Annotated in this window: 14 protein-coding genes; 9 read left to right on the top strand and 5 right to left on the bottom strand. The window is 59.4% G+C overall.

Features of this window, described 5'->3' with window-relative positions; genetic code table 11:
* From ligD to LJD29_RS09165, 4 genes are all read right to left on the bottom strand, one after another.
* A complete protein-coding gene (gene ligD, locus LJD29_RS09180) occupies positions 1 to 2,757 on the bottom strand; it encodes a DNA ligase D (RefSeq protein ID WP_446745461.1) in 2,757 nt (918 codons plus the stop codon).
* A gap of 3 nt (positions 2,758 to 2,760) precedes the next feature.
* Positions 2,761 to 3,657 carry a non-homologous end joining protein Ku gene (gene ku / locus LJD29_RS09175; RefSeq protein WP_446745460.1) on the bottom strand — a complete coding sequence of 299 codons (897 nt, stop codon included), beginning with the start codon at positions 3,655 to 3,657 and terminating at the stop codon, positions 2,761 to 2,763.
* Positions 3,658 to 3,775: 118 nt separating this feature from the next.
* The gene (locus LJD29_RS09170) at positions 3,776 to 4,531 is read right to left on the bottom strand and encodes a septal ring lytic transglycosylase RlpA family protein (protein WP_446745459.1); all 756 of its coding nucleotides are present in this window, start codon (positions 4,529 to 4,531) and stop codon (positions 3,776 to 3,778) included.
* A gap of 17 nt (positions 4,532 to 4,548) precedes the next feature.
* A complete protein-coding gene (locus tag LJD29_RS09165) occupies positions 4,549 to 4,770 on the bottom strand; it encodes a hypothetical protein (protein WP_446745458.1) in 222 nt (73 codons plus the stop codon).
* Positions 4,771 to 5,044: 274 nt separating this feature from the next.
* On the opposite strand from LJD29_RS09165, the gene LJD29_RS09160 reads away from it, so the two are divergent.
* The 5 genes from LJD29_RS09160 (at position 5,045) to LJD29_RS09140 (ending at position 11,836) form a co-directional block, all read left to right on the top strand.
* Entirely contained in the window at positions 5,045 to 5,872 is an 828-nt protein-coding gene (locus LJD29_RS09160) for a hypothetical protein (RefSeq protein WP_446745457.1), read from the top strand.
* A gap of 240 nt (positions 5,873 to 6,112) precedes the next feature.
* Positions 6,113 to 8,206: a radical SAM protein gene (locus tag LJD29_RS09155; RefSeq protein WP_446745456.1), complete on the top strand. Its 2,094-nt coding sequence runs from the start codon at positions 6,113 to 6,115 to the stop codon at positions 8,204 to 8,206.
* 163 nt (positions 8,207 to 8,369) lie between these two features.
* Entirely contained in the window at positions 8,370 to 9,545 is a 1,176-nt protein-coding gene (locus LJD29_RS09150) for an A/G-specific adenine glycosylase (RefSeq protein WP_446745455.1), read from the top strand.
* A 56-nt stretch (positions 9,546 to 9,601) separates the two neighbouring features.
* Positions 9,602 to 11,281 carry a M28 family peptidase gene (locus LJD29_RS09145; protein WP_446745454.1) on the top strand — a complete coding sequence of 560 codons (1,680 nt, stop codon included), beginning with the start codon at positions 9,602 to 9,604 and terminating at the stop codon, positions 11,279 to 11,281.
* Between the two features lie 12 nt (positions 11,282 to 11,293).
* Positions 11,294 to 11,836, top strand: a complete 543-nt coding sequence (locus LJD29_RS09140) for a hypothetical protein (RefSeq protein ID WP_446745453.1) — start codon at positions 11,294 to 11,296, stop codon at positions 11,834 to 11,836.
* Between the two features lie 3 nt (positions 11,837 to 11,839).
* On the opposite strand, the gene LJD29_RS09135 is transcribed toward LJD29_RS09140, so the two are convergent.
* A complete protein-coding gene (locus LJD29_RS09135; protein WP_446745452.1) occupies positions 11,840 to 12,079 on the bottom strand; it encodes a hypothetical protein in 240 nt (79 codons plus the stop codon).
* 238 nt (positions 12,080 to 12,317) lie between these two features.
* Between LJD29_RS09135 and LJD29_RS09130 the strand changes: the two genes are divergently transcribed.
* From LJD29_RS09130 to LJD29_RS09115, 4 genes are all read left to right on the top strand, one after another.
* On the top strand, positions 12,318 to 12,839 hold the full coding sequence (locus LJD29_RS09130) for a PadR family transcriptional regulator (RefSeq protein WP_446745451.1): 522 nt from the start codon (positions 12,318 to 12,320) through the stop codon (positions 12,837 to 12,839).
* Positions 12,836 to 13,000 carry a hypothetical protein gene (locus LJD29_RS09125; protein ID WP_446745450.1) on the top strand — a complete coding sequence of 55 codons (165 nt, stop codon included), beginning with the start codon at positions 12,836 to 12,838 and terminating at the stop codon, positions 12,998 to 13,000. The genes LJD29_RS09130 and LJD29_RS09125 overlap by 4 nt, the downstream gene beginning before the upstream one ends.
* Positions 13,001 to 13,351: 351 nt before the next feature.
* Positions 13,352 to 14,809, top strand: coding sequence for a glutamate--tRNA ligase (gene gltX, locus LJD29_RS09120; RefSeq protein ID WP_446745449.1), 1,458 nt, complete (start codon positions 13,352 to 13,354; stop codon positions 14,807 to 14,809).
* 119 nt (positions 14,810 to 14,928) lie between these two features.
* The gene (locus LJD29_RS09115; RefSeq protein ID WP_446745448.1) at positions 14,929 to 15,357 is read left to right on the top strand and encodes an OsmC family protein; all 429 of its coding nucleotides are present in this window, start codon (positions 14,929 to 14,931) and stop codon (positions 15,355 to 15,357) included.
* Positions 15,358 to 15,361: the final 4 nt, after the last annotated feature.

Raw genomic sequence — 15,361 nt, 5'->3', positions numbered from 1 at the left:
CTATTCGAAGAGCTCTTTGGGGATGCTCTGCTTAAGCGAGGGCATCTTCTTCCAGGGATCGTGGCTGAGCCGGCTTTTCCATCTCTCAAAATCTACTACCTCGAAGACCGGCAGCTTCCTCATCTTCAATTCTTCCCAATCGAGTGGCATGGAGACATGTGCTCCGGCACGCGCACGCGGCGAGAACGCTGTTACAGCCGTGGCTCCACGCTCGTTGCGTAAATAGTCGAGATAGATTTTGTCCTTGCGGGCAGCCTTGGTCATCTTTGTGAGGTAGAGCGAAGGATTGCGCTTTTCAATCTCGAGGACGAACGAGTGCGCAAACTGCTTGACCTCGGCCCAGGTACGCTGCGGCTTTACCGGCACGACAACATGCAGTCCCTTGCCTCCGGTCAGTTTCAGAAACGACTCCAGACCCAGCTCTTTGAACGCGCCGCGAACTTCCTCGGCTGCGGTTGCAAGCGTCTTCCACGCCACTGCCGCGTCGGGGTCAAGGTCGATGATGACGCGGTCGGGATGTTCGAGATCGTCATTGCGAGACCCCCAGGGGTGAATCTCCAGCACTCCGATCTGCGCCAGGCTGGCGAGCGCCTCGCGGGACGAAAGAGTGATGTACGGCTCGACCTTGCCGGTCTTTTTGTCAGGAACACCGACTGAGCCGACAATCTCCGGCAGCATGCGGTTGTTGTGCTTCTGGAAGAAGCATTCTTTTCCGGTCCCTTCAGGACAGCGCACCAGCGACAGGGGACGTCCCTCGATGTGCGGCAGCAGATGATCCGCGATCTCCCAGTAATAGGAGGCAAGCTGCTGCTTGGTGAGACCCGACTCGGTATCGAGCACCTTGTCCGGGTGCGTCAGCCGGACAGGCGGAGCATCGCTGTCGTCGGTTACGGCTGTTTTTTTCGCCACTGCTTTCGCGGCTTTGGCCGCCGGAGCGCGATGCGAGGCGGAACGCGCAGCCTTGGGGCGCGGCGCAGCCGAGGCCTCCTCGCGCGCGACTTCTTTCGCAGGCTTATCTTCGCGCAAGCCGAGAAACGCAGCCTGGCGGACGAGGTTATCTGCCGTCCATGTGGCAAAGCGCACCTGCGCCACCAGCTTCGGATCGACCCATATCGCACCACGGCGTGCTTCGGCCGGGGGATTCTCGAACGGCATCGATGTGCGGCGCAGATCGTCGAGCTTGTCGCGCAGAATGCGATGCGTTCTCTGAGTAAAGCCGGTGCCGGTCCGCCCCGCATAGATGAGCTTGCCACCCTGGTAGTAGCCGAGCAGCAGTGCGCCGATTCCGTGCGACCCGTTCGATGGCAGGGTGAACCCACCGATCACGAACTCCTGCTCGCGCAGGCATTTCAGCTTCTGCCAGTTCGACGTACGCCCGGAAACGTACTGGCCATCCGCCTTCTTCGAGATGATTCCCTCTGCGTGCAGCTCGCAGGCATGCTGCAGCATGGTCTCGCCACTGCTTTCGAGATGCTCGCTGTAGTGGAGATACTCGCCGGCATCTTTCAAAACGTCAGCCAGCAGTGCCTTTCGCTCCACCAGCGGCAACCCGCGCAGGTTGTGCCCGTTGAGGTGAAGAAGGTCGAAGAGAAAATACGTGAGTGGCTTCTTCACGCCTTCCTGGAAGGCTGCCTGCAGATCTGCAAAGCTTGTGGTTCCGTTTTCGGCCAGCACTACGACTTCACCGTCAAACAGCGCCTTGTTCACCGGCAATGCGGCAACCTCTTCCGCGATGGTCTTCATGCGGTGCGTCCAGTCGAGACCAGTGCGTGTGAATAGCTTCACCTTGCCGCCATCCTTACGCGCCTGGATACGATAACCGTCCAGCTTCAGCTCGTGTACCCATCCAACGCTGCCCGGAGGAGTCTCCGCCGGGATCGCGAGTTGCGGCGCGATGAAGTCCGGCAGAGCCTCGCGCGGCGTCCTCGGAATCGCTATCGTCTTCGCTGCGGATGCGGCAGGCTTCGCCGCTTTAGCAGGTTCGTCGTTGGATTCCTTTCGGTACCACGCCTTCTTGCTGCCCGTTTCCCTCGAGTTCCAGACGTGGTCCTCCTGGCTGGCGATCTGGTCCAGATCGCGTCCGGTTACGGCAGAGTTGGGCTGCTCGTCGGTGATTGCGGGATCTCCGTCCCCGCGCTCGTAATCGTCGTGCTCCTTGATGAGCAGCCAGTTGGGCTTCCGTTCCCCTGCGGCTTTACCGCCCATGCGAACCAGAGCCCAGTTGCCCTTCATCTTCGTGCCGAACATGGTGAACTTGAGCGAGCCCTTCTTCAGGCCTTCATCTACGTCCGTGTGTCCGGCCTGGGGAGCCCATGTGCCCTGATCCCAGATCATTACCGTGCCGCCGCCATACTGGCCTTTCGGAATGATCCCTTCGAAACCGCCGTATTCAATCGGATGGTCTTCCACCTGTACGGCCAGCCGCTTGTCGCGCGGGTTGTAGCTTGGCCCCTTGGCACAGGCCCAGCTCTTGAGCACGCCATTCCAGCCGAGACGGAAGTCGTAGTGAAGATGCGAGGCAGCATGCTTTTGGATGACGAAGGGCAGCTGGCCAGCCTTGGCTTGAGAAGACGTCTTGCCGCTGGGCTCCGCGGTCACGCTGAAATCGCGCATCTCGCGATATCGTGCAAGCTGTTCGTCGACGGAATCCGCGGGCGAGGGTTTTGACGCTGCCTTTTTTGCAGCGGGAGATTTCTTCGCCGCGCTTTTCTTCGCGCTCACCGGCTTCTTCGCTGCGGACTTCTTTGTCGTCGCCATTGCTCAGGCCGATTTCCGCGAACGCGAAGACTTGGACGGTTTGACCAGCGCAATGCCTTTCTGCGTGGAAGCAGCCGGCTTCTTTCTTCGCGAAGCAGTCTTCGGCTCCTGCGTCTTTTCACTTCCGCCCTGGATGCTCTTCTTGAGCGCGTCCATCAGGTTGATCACCTTACCGCGCTTCGGCTCCGGCTCTTCCTCAGGCAGTGAGACGTGCTTCATCTTCGCTTCGACCATTTTGCGAAGGGCTGCCTCGTACTGATCTTTGAACTTCTCAGGATTGAACTTCGCCGCCTTGCGTTTGATCAGCTCTTCGGCCAGGGCGAGCTGGTCTTCATCCACGGTCACTTTCTTGATATCGCGGAAGTAGTCGGCCGGGTCGCGCAGCTCCTCTGCGTAACGCAGGGTGTAGGCCATCATGCCGGCTTCTCCCTCGGGAGCGGTGATCGCGACCACGTGCTCGCGTCCTCCAAAAGCCATCTTGCCCAGCGCAACCTTCTTTGTAGATTCGAGCGCCTTGCGCACCACGGCAAAGGCCTCGGCCTGCGTATCGCTTTCCGGAACGACAAACCAGGGCTTCTCGAAGTACTCCGGCGTCAGCTCGGAAGCGTTCACGAACTGTTCGACAGCAATTGTATGGCGGGAGGCGACACGAAGGTTCTCGATCTCCTTCGGCTCAATGGTCACATACTCGCCTTTGCGATACTCGTACCCCTTCACGATGTCAGAGTTCTCAACCGGCCCATCTTCAGCCGCGACCTTCTGATGGCGAACTCGCTCGCCGGTCTTGCGGCTGATCTGGTGAAAGCGGATCTCGCTTTTGCTCTCTGTAGCAGGAAAAAAATCGACTCCAAAGGAGACGAGGGATATTTGAATCTGACCGGACCAATACGGGCGCGCCATGGGTAGCCTCTCCAGAATCGATTGGAGGGCGATAAAAGCGCCCTAAGATGCCCGTATCAGACGATTTCCTGTTCGTCTCTCTGGTTTCCGGATATTCGTACCCAACGACCTGAACACTCTAATCCAGACGCACCAGGTAAGCTTCGCCCTCTTTGGGGTTGATTTCCTTTGCGATCTCTACCGCTTTCGACTTGTCGTCGGCCTGCGGGCGGATACGCACCCAGTGACCGGTCGGCCCCGTGAACTCGATCACATTTGCCGTCTGGTACTTGTGGCTGAGGTGGTCTTCGAGCTTCTTGGCATCGTGCCCGCTGGAGAAAGCGCCGATCTGCACGCACCAGCGGCCTCCCTGGGCAATCGACTTGGGCGCTTCATATACATCGATGCGTACCCGGGCCGTTCCCGGACGCCAGACGCCGATCATCTTGGCCGCGCCTACAGAAAGGTCGATCACACGGTCGGGGACGAACGGCCCACGGTCGGTTACATGCATCATCGCCGACTGCCCGGTCTGCAGATTCGTCACCCGGATCAGCGAGCCCATGGGCAAGGTCCGGTGCGCGGCCGAGATGCCTTCCTGGTCGTACACATCACCGTTTGCCGCGCGCTGCTTGTTGTACTTCGGCCCGTACCAGCTGGCCATGCCTGTTTCGGAATAGATCGGCCGGCGGTTATCGATCGCGGCCTGATCTGAAGGCGACTCAGCCGGAGGCGGCGGAGCAGGATAGGACCTCGTGGCCGTCGACGGGTAAGCCGGCTGGCCCGGGGGCAGCGCAGGTGGCGGAGGCGTGTACGACGTCTTCGCGTGATGGCCGCAACCGGCAAGCGCACACAGCACAAGCGTTGCCGTAAGACTGAATCCCTGAAGTCTCATCGGATGATTTTTCCTCTCTACTTCCGGGTATTCCGGTCCATGTGTTCGGCCAGGCGGGTGAGCTGTTCGGCTGCCGCGCGCAGGGCCTTCGAGGAGTTCTCGCGAACGCTGGGAACAACCTCGTCATTGAGGTATGCGATGACCTTTCGCACCTCTTCTTCTATTTTCGGGGTCGCCTTGCTGAACTTCTCATCGACCTTGCGTCCGAAGTCTTCGAATCCACCGCGCGGCTGTTCCATCAAACCTCCTGACGCAAGTATCCCAAGCTAAGTATCGGTAAGCGCAGAAACAGAATCAATCGATGGAGGCGTTTCCGAACCCGATGAGTAACTCACCAGCTCTGTTGGCCTCAGAATCTTTCGATCCGATGCATCCTGCACCACAAAAAATTGCTCATATCCACAGCTTGAACATTTATCTAGACTTGGCGAATCCCGGCTAGACAACAAACCGTCCGGGCTGTCGATCAGCAAACTGAGGTATCTCATACATCACATGGCGACGTATCGCTTCATGCGCCTTCAATTTCTGCCGGTGGTTTTGCTCGCCACATTCTCAATTGCACCCGCCCAGACCGTAACGGACGCAACCCACTCCGCAATCGCAGCGACAGCCCCGGACATTAGCCCAGTTAATCCGGATGCGCCCTCCAGCTCATTGCCGGACGCGCCGCAAGCTGCATCCCAGCCCCAGTTGCCTACTGTGACTCCGTCCGGTACGGTCACCGGCCCAGTGCCCGAGCACAAGGCCAATGCGAGCCGCTACCACATCTCGAAATGGCACGGCGTCCTTGATCCGGGCGACAAGGTTCCCCATCTGACGACCAAAGACAAGATGGTGTTCTGGCTGCATGAGGAGATCAACCCGATCAGCATTCTGCCTGCGGCGATCGGTGCCGGCTATTCGCACATGATTGGCGGCGACCCCAAGTACGGCAATGATGCCCCGGCATTCGGGGAGCGCTTTGGCGCGGCCATGCTCCGCGACGCCAGCATGCGCTTCTTTTCAGACAGCCTTGTGCCCACGATCGCGCACGAAGATCCCCGTTACTTCCGTATGGCCTCGGGGGGCGTGAAAAACCGCGCACTTTATGCTGCGGAACGCGTCTTCGTCGACCGCCGCAACAGCGGACTCCGCGGAATCGACTACTCCGACACCCTCGGCCGCCTGGGAGGCGCGCTACTGACGCAGGCCTATTACCCCTCGGCCAGCATCAATAATGGAGTCATCTTCCGCACGTGGGGTTACTCCATGCTGGGCGGGGTCGGCGACAACCTGCTGCTCGAGTTCTGGCCTGATATCCGTGACCGGGTATTTCGCCGCCATCACGACCAGCCCTGATACCTGCCTCCCATTCGGAGGCAGGTATCCCCATCCGGGTGCATATTTTCACCGTTCAGCCGGTAATCATTTCACTCCCACCGGCTGACGCCTATCCTTGATCCTGATAAAGTCTTCAGAGTGCAGTAGTTTGCCATGAAGATCTTGAGGCGTCGGTGATCCCGTACAGCCGGTAAATTTTCGCTTCATACCGCTCGGAAGACGGGCGGACACTCAGACGAGCAATAGGAGATTGACACAATGTCGAAAGCCGTCAAATACGCCGAGAGGACTCTTACCGCAGTCGCTCAGGGCGCATGGACCGTGTTCGAGAAGCTCAACAGCATCAAGCCGAACCCTTCATTTACCCCAAAGTGGTCCGATAAGCCCTTGCTCAAGTCGTATCAGAAGGAAAAGCCACCCCTTGGCTGGCCCCGCACCACGGATTCGCTCTGCCCGAAGTGTCTTCCCGAGATCCGTCAGCAGATCGTGGACGGCAAGCTGCCCCACGAAATCCTTCTGAATGAGAAGGTTGGCGAGATCAAGGCGCAGATTATCGAGCGCGACGGCCAGATCCTGATGGTTAAGGACTGCCCCAAGCATGGCCATTTCGAAGACGTCATGTCGATCGATCCGGCTTTCATGCAGCACCTGGAAGAGGTTTTCCCGGGCCGCGACATCCGCGCCCACAATGACGAAAAGCTCCACAACCACGGCACCTCGACCGTGACGCACGGACGTGGATCGGTTCTGACCATCGATCTGACCAACCGCTGCAACATGATGTGCGACCCCTGCTTCATGGACGCCAACCAGGTTGGTTTCGTCCACGAGCTCACGTGGGACGAGATCAAGACGATGCTGGACAACGCGATCAGCATCAAGCCGCGCCGCCAGATGTCGGTACAGTTCTCCGGTGGCGAGCCGACCCTGTCGCCTTACTTCCTCGACGCCGTCGCCTATGCCCGCAAGGTTGGTTACAACTCGGTGCAGGCTGCGACCAACGGTATCGAATTCGCGAAGTCCAAGGAATTCTGCAAGGCCGCTGCCGAAGCGGGTCTGCGTTACGCATACCTGCAGTTCGACGGTATCGGCAACGCCGCCAACTCGCACCGCAAGGTCGGTAACCTGTTCGACGTTCGCGTCCAGGCCATCCAGAACCTGCACGAGGCCGGCGTGGACATCGTTCCCGTAACGACCATCATCAACGGCATCAACAACGAGCAGGTTGGCCGCATCATCAACTTCGCGCTCGACAACCCGAAGACGATCAGCTTCCTGAGCTTCCAGCCGGTTTCGTTCACGGGCCGCGACGAAGAGATCAGCGACGAGCGCCGCCACGCGCAGCGCTACACCTTGTCGCACCTGGCGCATGACGTAAAGAACCAGGTTGGCATGGGCGTTCCTACCCGCGACTGGTTCCCGATCAGCTTCATGTCGACCTTCTCTGACTGGGCCGATCTGGTTCACGGACCCGATAAGGACTGGGGTCAGCTCTCCTGCGGATGCCACCCGAACTGCGGCATCGGCATGGCGCTGATGATCGACAAGGAAACCAAGGAAGCCGTTCCCGTAACTGCCTTCCTGAACGCAGAGCGCCTGGCCAAGGACGTTGCCAAGGTGAACGACGCCGCCCGCGGCAAGTTCCTCTCGATCGTCGGTGTGTCGCTTGCGCTGCTGCGCAACTACGATCCGACCAAGTCGCCCACGCACTTCCGCATCATGGATCTGCTGCAGAAGTTCGACAAGTGCTTCGGCGCCACCGGCAAGAACTATGGTTCGGTCAAGGGCGACCGCACCATGGCCGACATCGAAAAGCGCCGCTCTGACCGTTGGAACTTCCTGTTCATCGCCGGCATGTGGTTCCAGGATCTGTTCAACTACGACTTCCGCCGTACCGAACAGTGCATCATCCCCTACGCGACCCAGGAAGGCGAGATCAGCTTCTGCGCCTACAACACGGGCGTGGGCTGGCGCAACATTATCGAGAAGATGCACATGACCTCCACGCTCACCAAGTGGTACGAAGAGCATGGCCGTCACGAAATCTTCGCCGGCGGCAAGAAGGTCGGCATGACGAGCAACGAGCGCAAGCTGGTTCTGAACCAGGAGCACGTTGAATCGGCTGCCAACGACACCTTCGACAAGCTGGGTATCGCCAAGAATGCGCGCGAAGAAAAGATCCGCGCACGCGACGCGAAGCTTAAGAACGATGCCGAAAACGCCCGCATGGCCAAGCTGTACCGTGAGCACGTACTCGGTGAGAAGCCGGTCGAGGGTCTGGTCTCGATCGATGGCATCGCCCCGGCTCCCAAGGCAGCCCCCGCGTCCGAAGAAACCGTAATGGGTGACTAAGGACTGCGCGTCCAGTAACACGCGGCTTCGCCGCACAAGAAGGCCACCCGATGGGTGGCCTTCTTGTTTCTCCTACGGAGACTATCCCCTCAATTGTCCTTCCGAACGGAGCGAGGAATCTCGATGCCCGCCGGGCGAAAATTCCAATCCCGCAGCCGAAATCATGCTGAACGCTTCCCAGTTGATCAAGTCAAATCCAACAGCCGACCGTTACAATGCCAACATGACATTGGGCCCTGAACCTAGGCAATTTCGCAAAAGCCTGCTGGCCTGGTTCGACGAAAACGCTCGCGACCTGCCCTGGCGGCGCACCACTGATCCCTATGCCATCTGGGTATCGGAGATCATGCTCCAGCAGACGCGGGTGGCCGCAGTCATCGAGCACTACCACCGGTTTATGGAGCGCTTTCCGACCCTGACAGCCTTGGCTGCCTCCGAGGAAGATGCCGTTCTCGCCTGCTGGAGCGGGCTTGGTTATTACCGGCGCGCCCGCATGCTGCACAAGGCAGCAAAGCTCGCTGCTGCCGAGATGGAAGGCAAGCTGCCCGACAGCTCCGTAGCGCTGCGCAAACTGCCCGGCATCGGAGAGTACACATCCGCAGCGATCGCCAGTATCGGCTTCGGAGAGGCCATCGCCTGTGTCGATGGCAACGTAGAGCGTGTGGTCATGCGCCTGCATGGATGGTCAGAGGTAGACGAGCTGGCCATTCGCGGCCCCCGCGCCAGCGCAGCCCGCATCCGCGATGCCGCACTCACCCTGCTCGACCCTCTGCGCCCTGGAGATTTCAACCAGGGCATGATGGAGCTGGGAGCGACCATCTGCCTGCCTCGCAACCCGCTATGCCTGCAATGCCCCGTCCAGCATCTTTGCCTCACCCGCGGCGAACACGCCATTGCGGAGCGGACCCGCATGCGCAGCCGCAAGGCCGCCTACGCCTTCGTGCGCAGGGAGCCCAAGGCAAAGCCGCGCGTTCGCAGCCTGCGCGCCCTGGCCGAGGAGGCGGAGATTCTACTGGAGCAGCGGCCCGCCGGCGCCTCGCTGATGCCGGGCATGTGGGAACTGCCTGAGATCGACCCTGAGACGAACGAGCAGGAAACAAGGCTGATGGACGTGCGCCACTCCATCACCGTGACCAACTATTACGTCACCATCTACGGCTTCGAGACCGAGCGCGAAGGCAGCCTGCCAAGCGGGGCAGGAGCACGGCGGTGGGTAAAGGTACGCGAACTGCACGAGCTGCCACTCACCGGCCTTGCCCGAAAAGTGTTGAAGCGATTGAAGGCTCTTCCCGGATACACGGGTGCCGGCCCTGTCATTCTTGTGAAACACCAGCTCTGAAAGCATCGTGCGGCAGGTGCTGTTTTGACGTATCTTTCAATAAACCGAAGATCGCCATGAAAAAACTCCTCGCCTTCGCCGCCTTCGCTACGTTCTCTTCCACCATCCTGATCGCCCAGCAGGCCGATGTGCCTGCGGTTCCGGGTGTTCCGCCTGCCGCACGGAAAGCGGCTGAATCGATCGATCCGCAAAAGATCCGGGCGCATGTCCGCTACCTTGCAGGCGACCTGCTTGAGGGCCGCGGCCCCGGTACGCGCGGAGGCGACATTGCCGCCCAGTACATCGCGACACAGTTCGCGCTCGATGGGCTGAAGCCCGCCGGCGATAACGGAACCTACTTCCAGAAGGTGCCGCTTTATGCCGTGCATACCGTCGAGGACCAGACGAAATTCACCTTCCAGCCAGAACACGGCAAGGCCCTGGACCTCTCTTATGGCGAGGACATCGTGACCAAGGACCAGACCGGTAACGAATCCGCCGAGATCGATGCGCCGATCGTATTCGCCGGCTACGGCATCAACGCTCCGGAGTATCACTGGAATGACTTTGACGGCATAGACGTCAAAGGCAAGATCCTGCTCGTCATCGTGAACCAGCCTCCGTCGAACGACCCTGCTTTTTTCAAGGGCAAGACGATGACCTACTACGGCCGTTGGACCTATAAGTACGAAGAAGCAGCACGACGCGGCGCGGTCGGCGTGCTGATCATTCACCGGACCGACCTCGCCAGCTATCCCTGGGAGGTCGTTCGCAACTCGCAGGCAGTAGAGAAGTCGTACCTGAAGGATGATCCGGATGCGACTCTCAAGGCCGCCAGCTGGATACAGCTCGACGTAGCCCGCAAGCTGATGGCAATGGCCGGAAAAAATATGGATGACGAGATCGTCGCCGCCGGCAAGCCGGGCTTCAAGTCCTTCGAATTGCCGGTCCGGCTGAAAGCTCACGTCGTCAGCAAGGTTCGCCGTTACGAGTCAGACAATGTGATTGCGGAGCTGCCTGGGGCGACCAAGGCTCCTGGGCAGGCCGTCATCTACTCGGCCCACTACGACCACCTGGGCATCGACTCCACACTTAAGGGCGACAAGATCTACAACGGAGCCGTGGACAATGGAACCGGCTGCGGCGTGCTGCTGGAGCTGGCGCGGGCCTTTGCCGACTCGCCCGTGAAGCCACCGCACTCGGTCTATTTCGCTTCGGTCACGGCAGAGGAACAGGGATTGCTCGGCTCACAGTATCTGGGCATGCACCCACCAGTTCCGGCTGGGCAGATTGCTCTCGACCTGAATTACGACGCGCTGGCGCCGTTGGGGATTCCCTCCTCGGCCGATGTGAGTGGAGCCGAGCGGACGAGTTTCTATCCAGAAGTCGAGGCGACCGCCAAGGCCTTCCACCTGACCCTGCAGCCGGATCAGTTCCCGGGAGCCGGGCATTATTACCGCTCCGACCACTTCAGCTTCGCACGTGTCGGCATCCCGTCATTCTCAATCGATGAAGGCACGCTCTTCGAAGGGCATGACGCCGCCTGGGGCAAGGCCCAGGACGAAGATTACACCGCGCACCATTACCACCAGCCTTCTGACGAATTTAAGGAAGATTGGGACTTTAGCGGCGATGCCAAACTTGCACGCTTCGGGTTCATACTTGGGTGGCAGGCATCGACCCTCGGCAAGCCCATCGGCTGGCAAAAGGGTGATGAGTTTGAAGCCGCTCGCAAAAAGAGCGAGGGTGGATTTTAGGGAGAAAAACAGATGAGCAGGCGCAGACCACTCTATGCGGTAACGATCGTGGCCTGCGCCCTGTCTCCGCTCTCTGCCTTTGGGCAAAGCAGCGCTACTCAAACCTCTCCATCGCTTCACCACCGCAGCGACGCCGCTTCAGAACGTCAGTCGGCCACGGTCGCAAAACTCAGCGGAATCTCCTCATTGCCGCCTGACGCATCCGGTGAGTACATGATTGACGAGGAAGGCTCGGTCGTCGAGATCACCATTGAAAACAACCGGCTCGATGGTTACATCACCCGGCTGGTTGAACGCGAGAGCACCCTGACCTTTTTCTTCGATCAGACCACTCTTGGCGGCAGGCAGATTCGTTTCACCACAAAGCAGGTACATGGCATGTGGTATTCCTTCGACGGTGTCATTACGCGCGGGGAAGCTGCGTCCCCGGTAGAGACCGGGTTCTATCTGCTGCACGGCACGCTCGTGCTCCACAGTGGCAATCAGCAGGAGACAACCACTGTCAGCTACCGGTCCACTCCGCGGAGTTCAAAGCCCCGCTATAGCCAGGATTGAGCCTTAAGCCGGTGGATTCGAGGCTGCCGCCCGTGCCGCAACCTCGGTAAAGTTCAGCACCTCTGCGGGTCTCCTCAATACGGGCTCCGTAGCAATATCCGGCTGCAGCCCAATCTGGGCTTCTGTGAAGTCGGGTATCCCCGACCCAAGCCGGTCCAGATCCCACTTGGCATAAATCGCAATCGCCATCCCGACCAGTGTCCCGGTAACGACGCCTTTCCAGAAGTCGGATTGTTCCGCCATACGAATCTCCATAACCCCTTGGAACACCATGGCAGGAGCACAGTTGCTCAATTTTCCATGAGCTAGGCAAGAAATTTTTCTCGAATCCGATTGTTTTTCGATACATCTTAAGATATATCTTAGAACTATCAAGGAGTATCGAAACATGTTTGATAAATACAGAGAAGATTGCAGGCAAGAAGGGGGATTCGGGCACCACGGACCGTATTTTCGCGGCCGTAAGGGATTCTGGAACGAAATGGGCGAAGCGTTCGGCCGCCATGGCCGCGAGGGATTTGGCGGGCGTTTCGGAGGCCGCTTTGGCGGACGCCTCTTCGACAGCGGCGACCTACGCCTCGTCATTCTCAGCTATATCGCCGAGAAGCCGAGCCATGGCTACGAAATCATCAAGGGCATCGGCGAGCAGATGGGCGGCATTTACTCTCCCAGCGCCGGAGTGGTCTACCCTACGCTGAACCTGCTCGAAGACGAAGGTCTCGCCACGGTGAACCAGGAAGGAGGCAAGAAGCTCTACACCATCACAGACGCCGGCCGTACCGAGCTTGAAGCAAACAAATCGCGGATAGACAGCCTGCTTGGGCGCATCCAGGAGGCTGGCAAGGCATTTGGCGGTCGCCGGATGCTGGAGATCATGCGCGCCCTGCACAACTGCAAATATGCTCTGAGGCTCAAGATGAGCCAGGGCAGCCTGAGCGAAGAGCAGATCAATCGGATCGTGAACATCATCGACACGGCCGCACGGGAAATCGAGCGAGTATGATGACAACCCAAAACCCACCCAGCACGCATGAGGCGTCCCCGATTGTCCAAATGGACGCCCGTCTCCGGGAGCTCGAGGCCGAAAATGCCCGGCTCCGGAGCCTGATCGGCGAGCTGCTGGTCACAAACCAGCAGCTTCGCGAACGCAGCCAGCGTCAGTAAAGATTTTCAGTAGTAGTCCGCGCAGCTCAGGTAGTAGCCGCAACGGCGGCAGATGAGCTTGCAGCGATGCCCGTAAAGACGATCCGAGCAGTTCGGACAATAGACCGAATGGTGCTCGGCGGCAGTTTCCTGCCTCGTCTCCCCACAAGACTCATGGGTCGTGGATGTCCTGTCCTCGGTCTGCACCTGCTCAGCTTACCCGATTCTTCCTGCTGCGAGAACCGCGGTCATCAGGTCGTTACGTCAGCTATCAGGCCACTGCTCGTCCGCGGCCAGCGCCTGACCTCAAAGCCTCGAGCTCACACCGCCAGGCAGCTGCCGCAAAACTGCTAACATCAAGTGTCGGAAACCATGACACAAGAGAATATTCGCGTACGCATTGCCCCTTCGCCTACCGGCGACCCGCATGTAGGCACCGCCTACATTGGCCTGATTAATTTCCTTTACGCCCGTCAGCGCGGCGGCAAATTCGTGCTGCGCATTGAGGATACAGACCGCACCCGCTTCGTCTCGACCTCCGAGGACATGATCTTCGACGCTCTCAAGTGGCTCGGTCTCTCCTGGGACGAGGGTCCGGATGTGGGCGGCCCGTTCGGCCCCTATCGCCAGTCGGAGCGCACGGAGATTTACCGCGAGCACGCGGAGATTCTGTTGGCCAACGGCACGGCGTATCGCTGCTTCTGCACGCCCGAGGAGCTGGAAGCCTCGCGCAAGGCGCAGATGGCCGCCAAGCAGCCTCCGAAATATGCCGGCACCTGCCGCAACCTGTCACCGGAAACGATCGCGGATCATCTGGCCGCCGGCAAGCCGTTCACCGTGCGCATGAAGGTGCCCGATGGTTCGACAACCTTTCGCGATGAGCTTCGCGGGGAGATCACCTTCGACCACACGAATGTGGACGACCAGGTGCTGATGAAGTCCGACGGCTTCCCGACCTATCACCTGGCAAACGTCGTCGATGACCACCTGATGCAGATCACCGATGTGATCCGCGCCGAGGAGTGGATCTCGTCGACGCCGAAGCACGTGCTGCTCTATGACTTCTTTGGGTGGCAGAAGCCGCGCTTCTGGCACATGCCGCTGTTGCGCAACCAGGACAAGAGCAAGATCTCGAAGCGTAAAAACCCGGTCTCGCTCGTTTACTACCGGCAGGCGGGTTTTCTGCCGGACGCGGTTTTGAATTTCCTCGGCCTGATGGGCGGCGGCATGCCGCAGGAGCAGTTCGCGGCTGAGAAGTTCTCGCTCGAGGAGATGATCCAGCACTTCGATGTAAAGAACATAAGCCTGGGCGGCCCGGTTTTCGACCTGACCAAGCTGAAGTGGCTTAACGGTGAATATCTTCGCGCACTCTCTGCCGAAGGCTTTTACGAGGCGCTGCGTTCGACAATTCTTTCCGACACGTACCTGAAGGAAATTGCCGCCCTGACGCAGACCCGCATCGAGACGCTCGGTCAGTTCGGCAACCTGACGCACTTCTTTTTCACCGACGAGGTATCGCCCGCGCCGGAAGTGTTTCTGCCCAAGAAGCGCACGATCGAGGAGACTCTGGCCTTCGTCGCTGAACAGATTACCGCGCTCGAAGGCTGTGACTGGACGACATCCGGCATTGAAGCGGCGCTGAAGCAGCTGGGCGAGGCCCAGTCATGGTCAGTGAAGGAGAATTTTATGCTGATGCGCGCCATCGTGACGGGCAGCACCATGAGTCCACCACTGATGGAGAGCATGGTGATCTTCGGCAAGGCGCGTACTCTCGACCGGGTACGGCGCTTTCTGGATGCCCAGAAGAAGGCTGCATCCCAGAAGAAGTAGGGCTGCGGCAATTCGACGGCTACCAGTGCTTCGGGTAGTCTCAGACGTGGCAGCGTCGGTTACACGGAAAGGTGCAACCGGTCCACTTCAACTCCCCAACTGAAAACAAGGAGTGTCTCATGGAACGCAGTGCAAGCGCGGTTTGGCATGGCAATCTGAAGGAAGGCAAGGGCACCATCTCAACGAACAGCGGCGTGCTCAAGGAAACGCAGTATTCGTTCAGCACGCGCTTTGAAAATGGCGTCGGCACCAACCCCGAAGAGCTGATCGCCGCAGCCCACGCCGGCTGTTTCACGATGGCGCTCAGCGCCCAGCTCGGCGAGGCTGGCTTGACGCCCGAATCGCTCGAGACTACTGCCAAGGTGTCGCTCGGCAAGGTCGAAGGCGGCTTCGCGATCACCAAGATCGTTCTGACTACCATCGCTAAAGTTCCTGGCGCCTCGAAGGAGGCCTTTGACACGGCTGCAGCGAACGCCAAGGCAGGCTGCCCGATTTCGCGCCTCTTCAAGGGCAACACCGAGATCGAACTCGATGCCAAACTGGCATAATTCA

The sequence above is a fragment of the Silvibacterium acidisoli genome, assembly GCA_022870745.1.
Classification (GTDB): domain Bacteria; phylum Acidobacteriota; class Terriglobia; order Terriglobales; family Acidobacteriaceae; genus Silvibacterium.
The sequence above is the reverse complement of the archived record's forward strand: the minus strand, read 5'-3'. Positions and strand labels throughout refer to the sequence as shown.

Excerpts from the sequence above, each read along its gene's own strand:
- LJD29_RS09115 (WP_446745448.1), top strand. The coding sequence starts at position 14,929 with ATGGAACGCAGTGCAAGCGCGGTTTGGCATGGCAATCTGAAGGAAGGC.
- LJD29_RS09155 (WP_446745456.1), top strand. The coding sequence starts at position 6,113 with ATGTCGAAAGCCGTCAAATACGCCGAGAGGACTCTTACCGCAGTCGCT.
- LJD29_RS09125 (WP_446745450.1), top strand. The coding sequence starts at position 12,836 with ATGATGACAACCCAAAACCCACCCAGCACGCATGAGGCGTCCCCGATT.
- LJD29_RS09160 (WP_446745457.1), top strand. The coding sequence starts at position 5,045 with ATGCGCCTTCAATTTCTGCCGGTGGTTTTGCTCGCCACATTCTCAATT.
- LJD29_RS09140 (WP_446745453.1), top strand. The coding sequence starts at position 11,294 with ATGAGCAGGCGCAGACCACTCTATGCGGTAACGATCGTGGCCTGCGCC.
- LJD29_RS09150 (WP_446745455.1), top strand. The coding sequence starts at position 8,370 with ATGCTGAACGCTTCCCAGTTGATCAAGTCAAATCCAACAGCCGACCGT.
- LJD29_RS09135 (WP_446745452.1), bottom strand. The coding sequence starts at position 12,079 with ATGGCGGAACAATCCGACTTCTGGAAAGGCGTCGTTACCGGGACACTG.
- LJD29_RS09170 (WP_446745459.1), bottom strand. The coding sequence starts at position 4,531 with ATGAGACTTCAGGGATTCAGTCTTACGGCAACGCTTGTGCTGTGTGCG.
- LJD29_RS09165 (WP_446745458.1), bottom strand. The coding sequence starts at position 4,770 with ATGGAACAGCCGCGCGGTGGATTCGAAGACTTCGGACGCAAGGTCGAT.
- ligD (WP_446745461.1), bottom strand. The coding sequence starts at position 2,757 with ATGGCGACGACAAAGAAGTCCGCAGCGAAGAAGCCGGTGAGCGCGAAG.
- LJD29_RS09145 (WP_446745454.1), top strand. The coding sequence starts at position 9,602 with ATGAAAAAACTCCTCGCCTTCGCCGCCTTCGCTACGTTCTCTTCCACC.
- LJD29_RS09130 (WP_446745451.1), top strand. The coding sequence starts at position 12,318 with ATGGGCGAAGCGTTCGGCCGCCATGGCCGCGAGGGATTTGGCGGGCGT.
- gltX (WP_446745449.1), top strand. The coding sequence starts at position 13,352 with ATGACACAAGAGAATATTCGCGTACGCATTGCCCCTTCGCCTACCGGC.
- ku (WP_446745460.1), bottom strand. The coding sequence starts at position 3,657 with ATGGCGCGCCCGTATTGGTCCGGTCAGATTCAAATATCCCTCGTCTCC.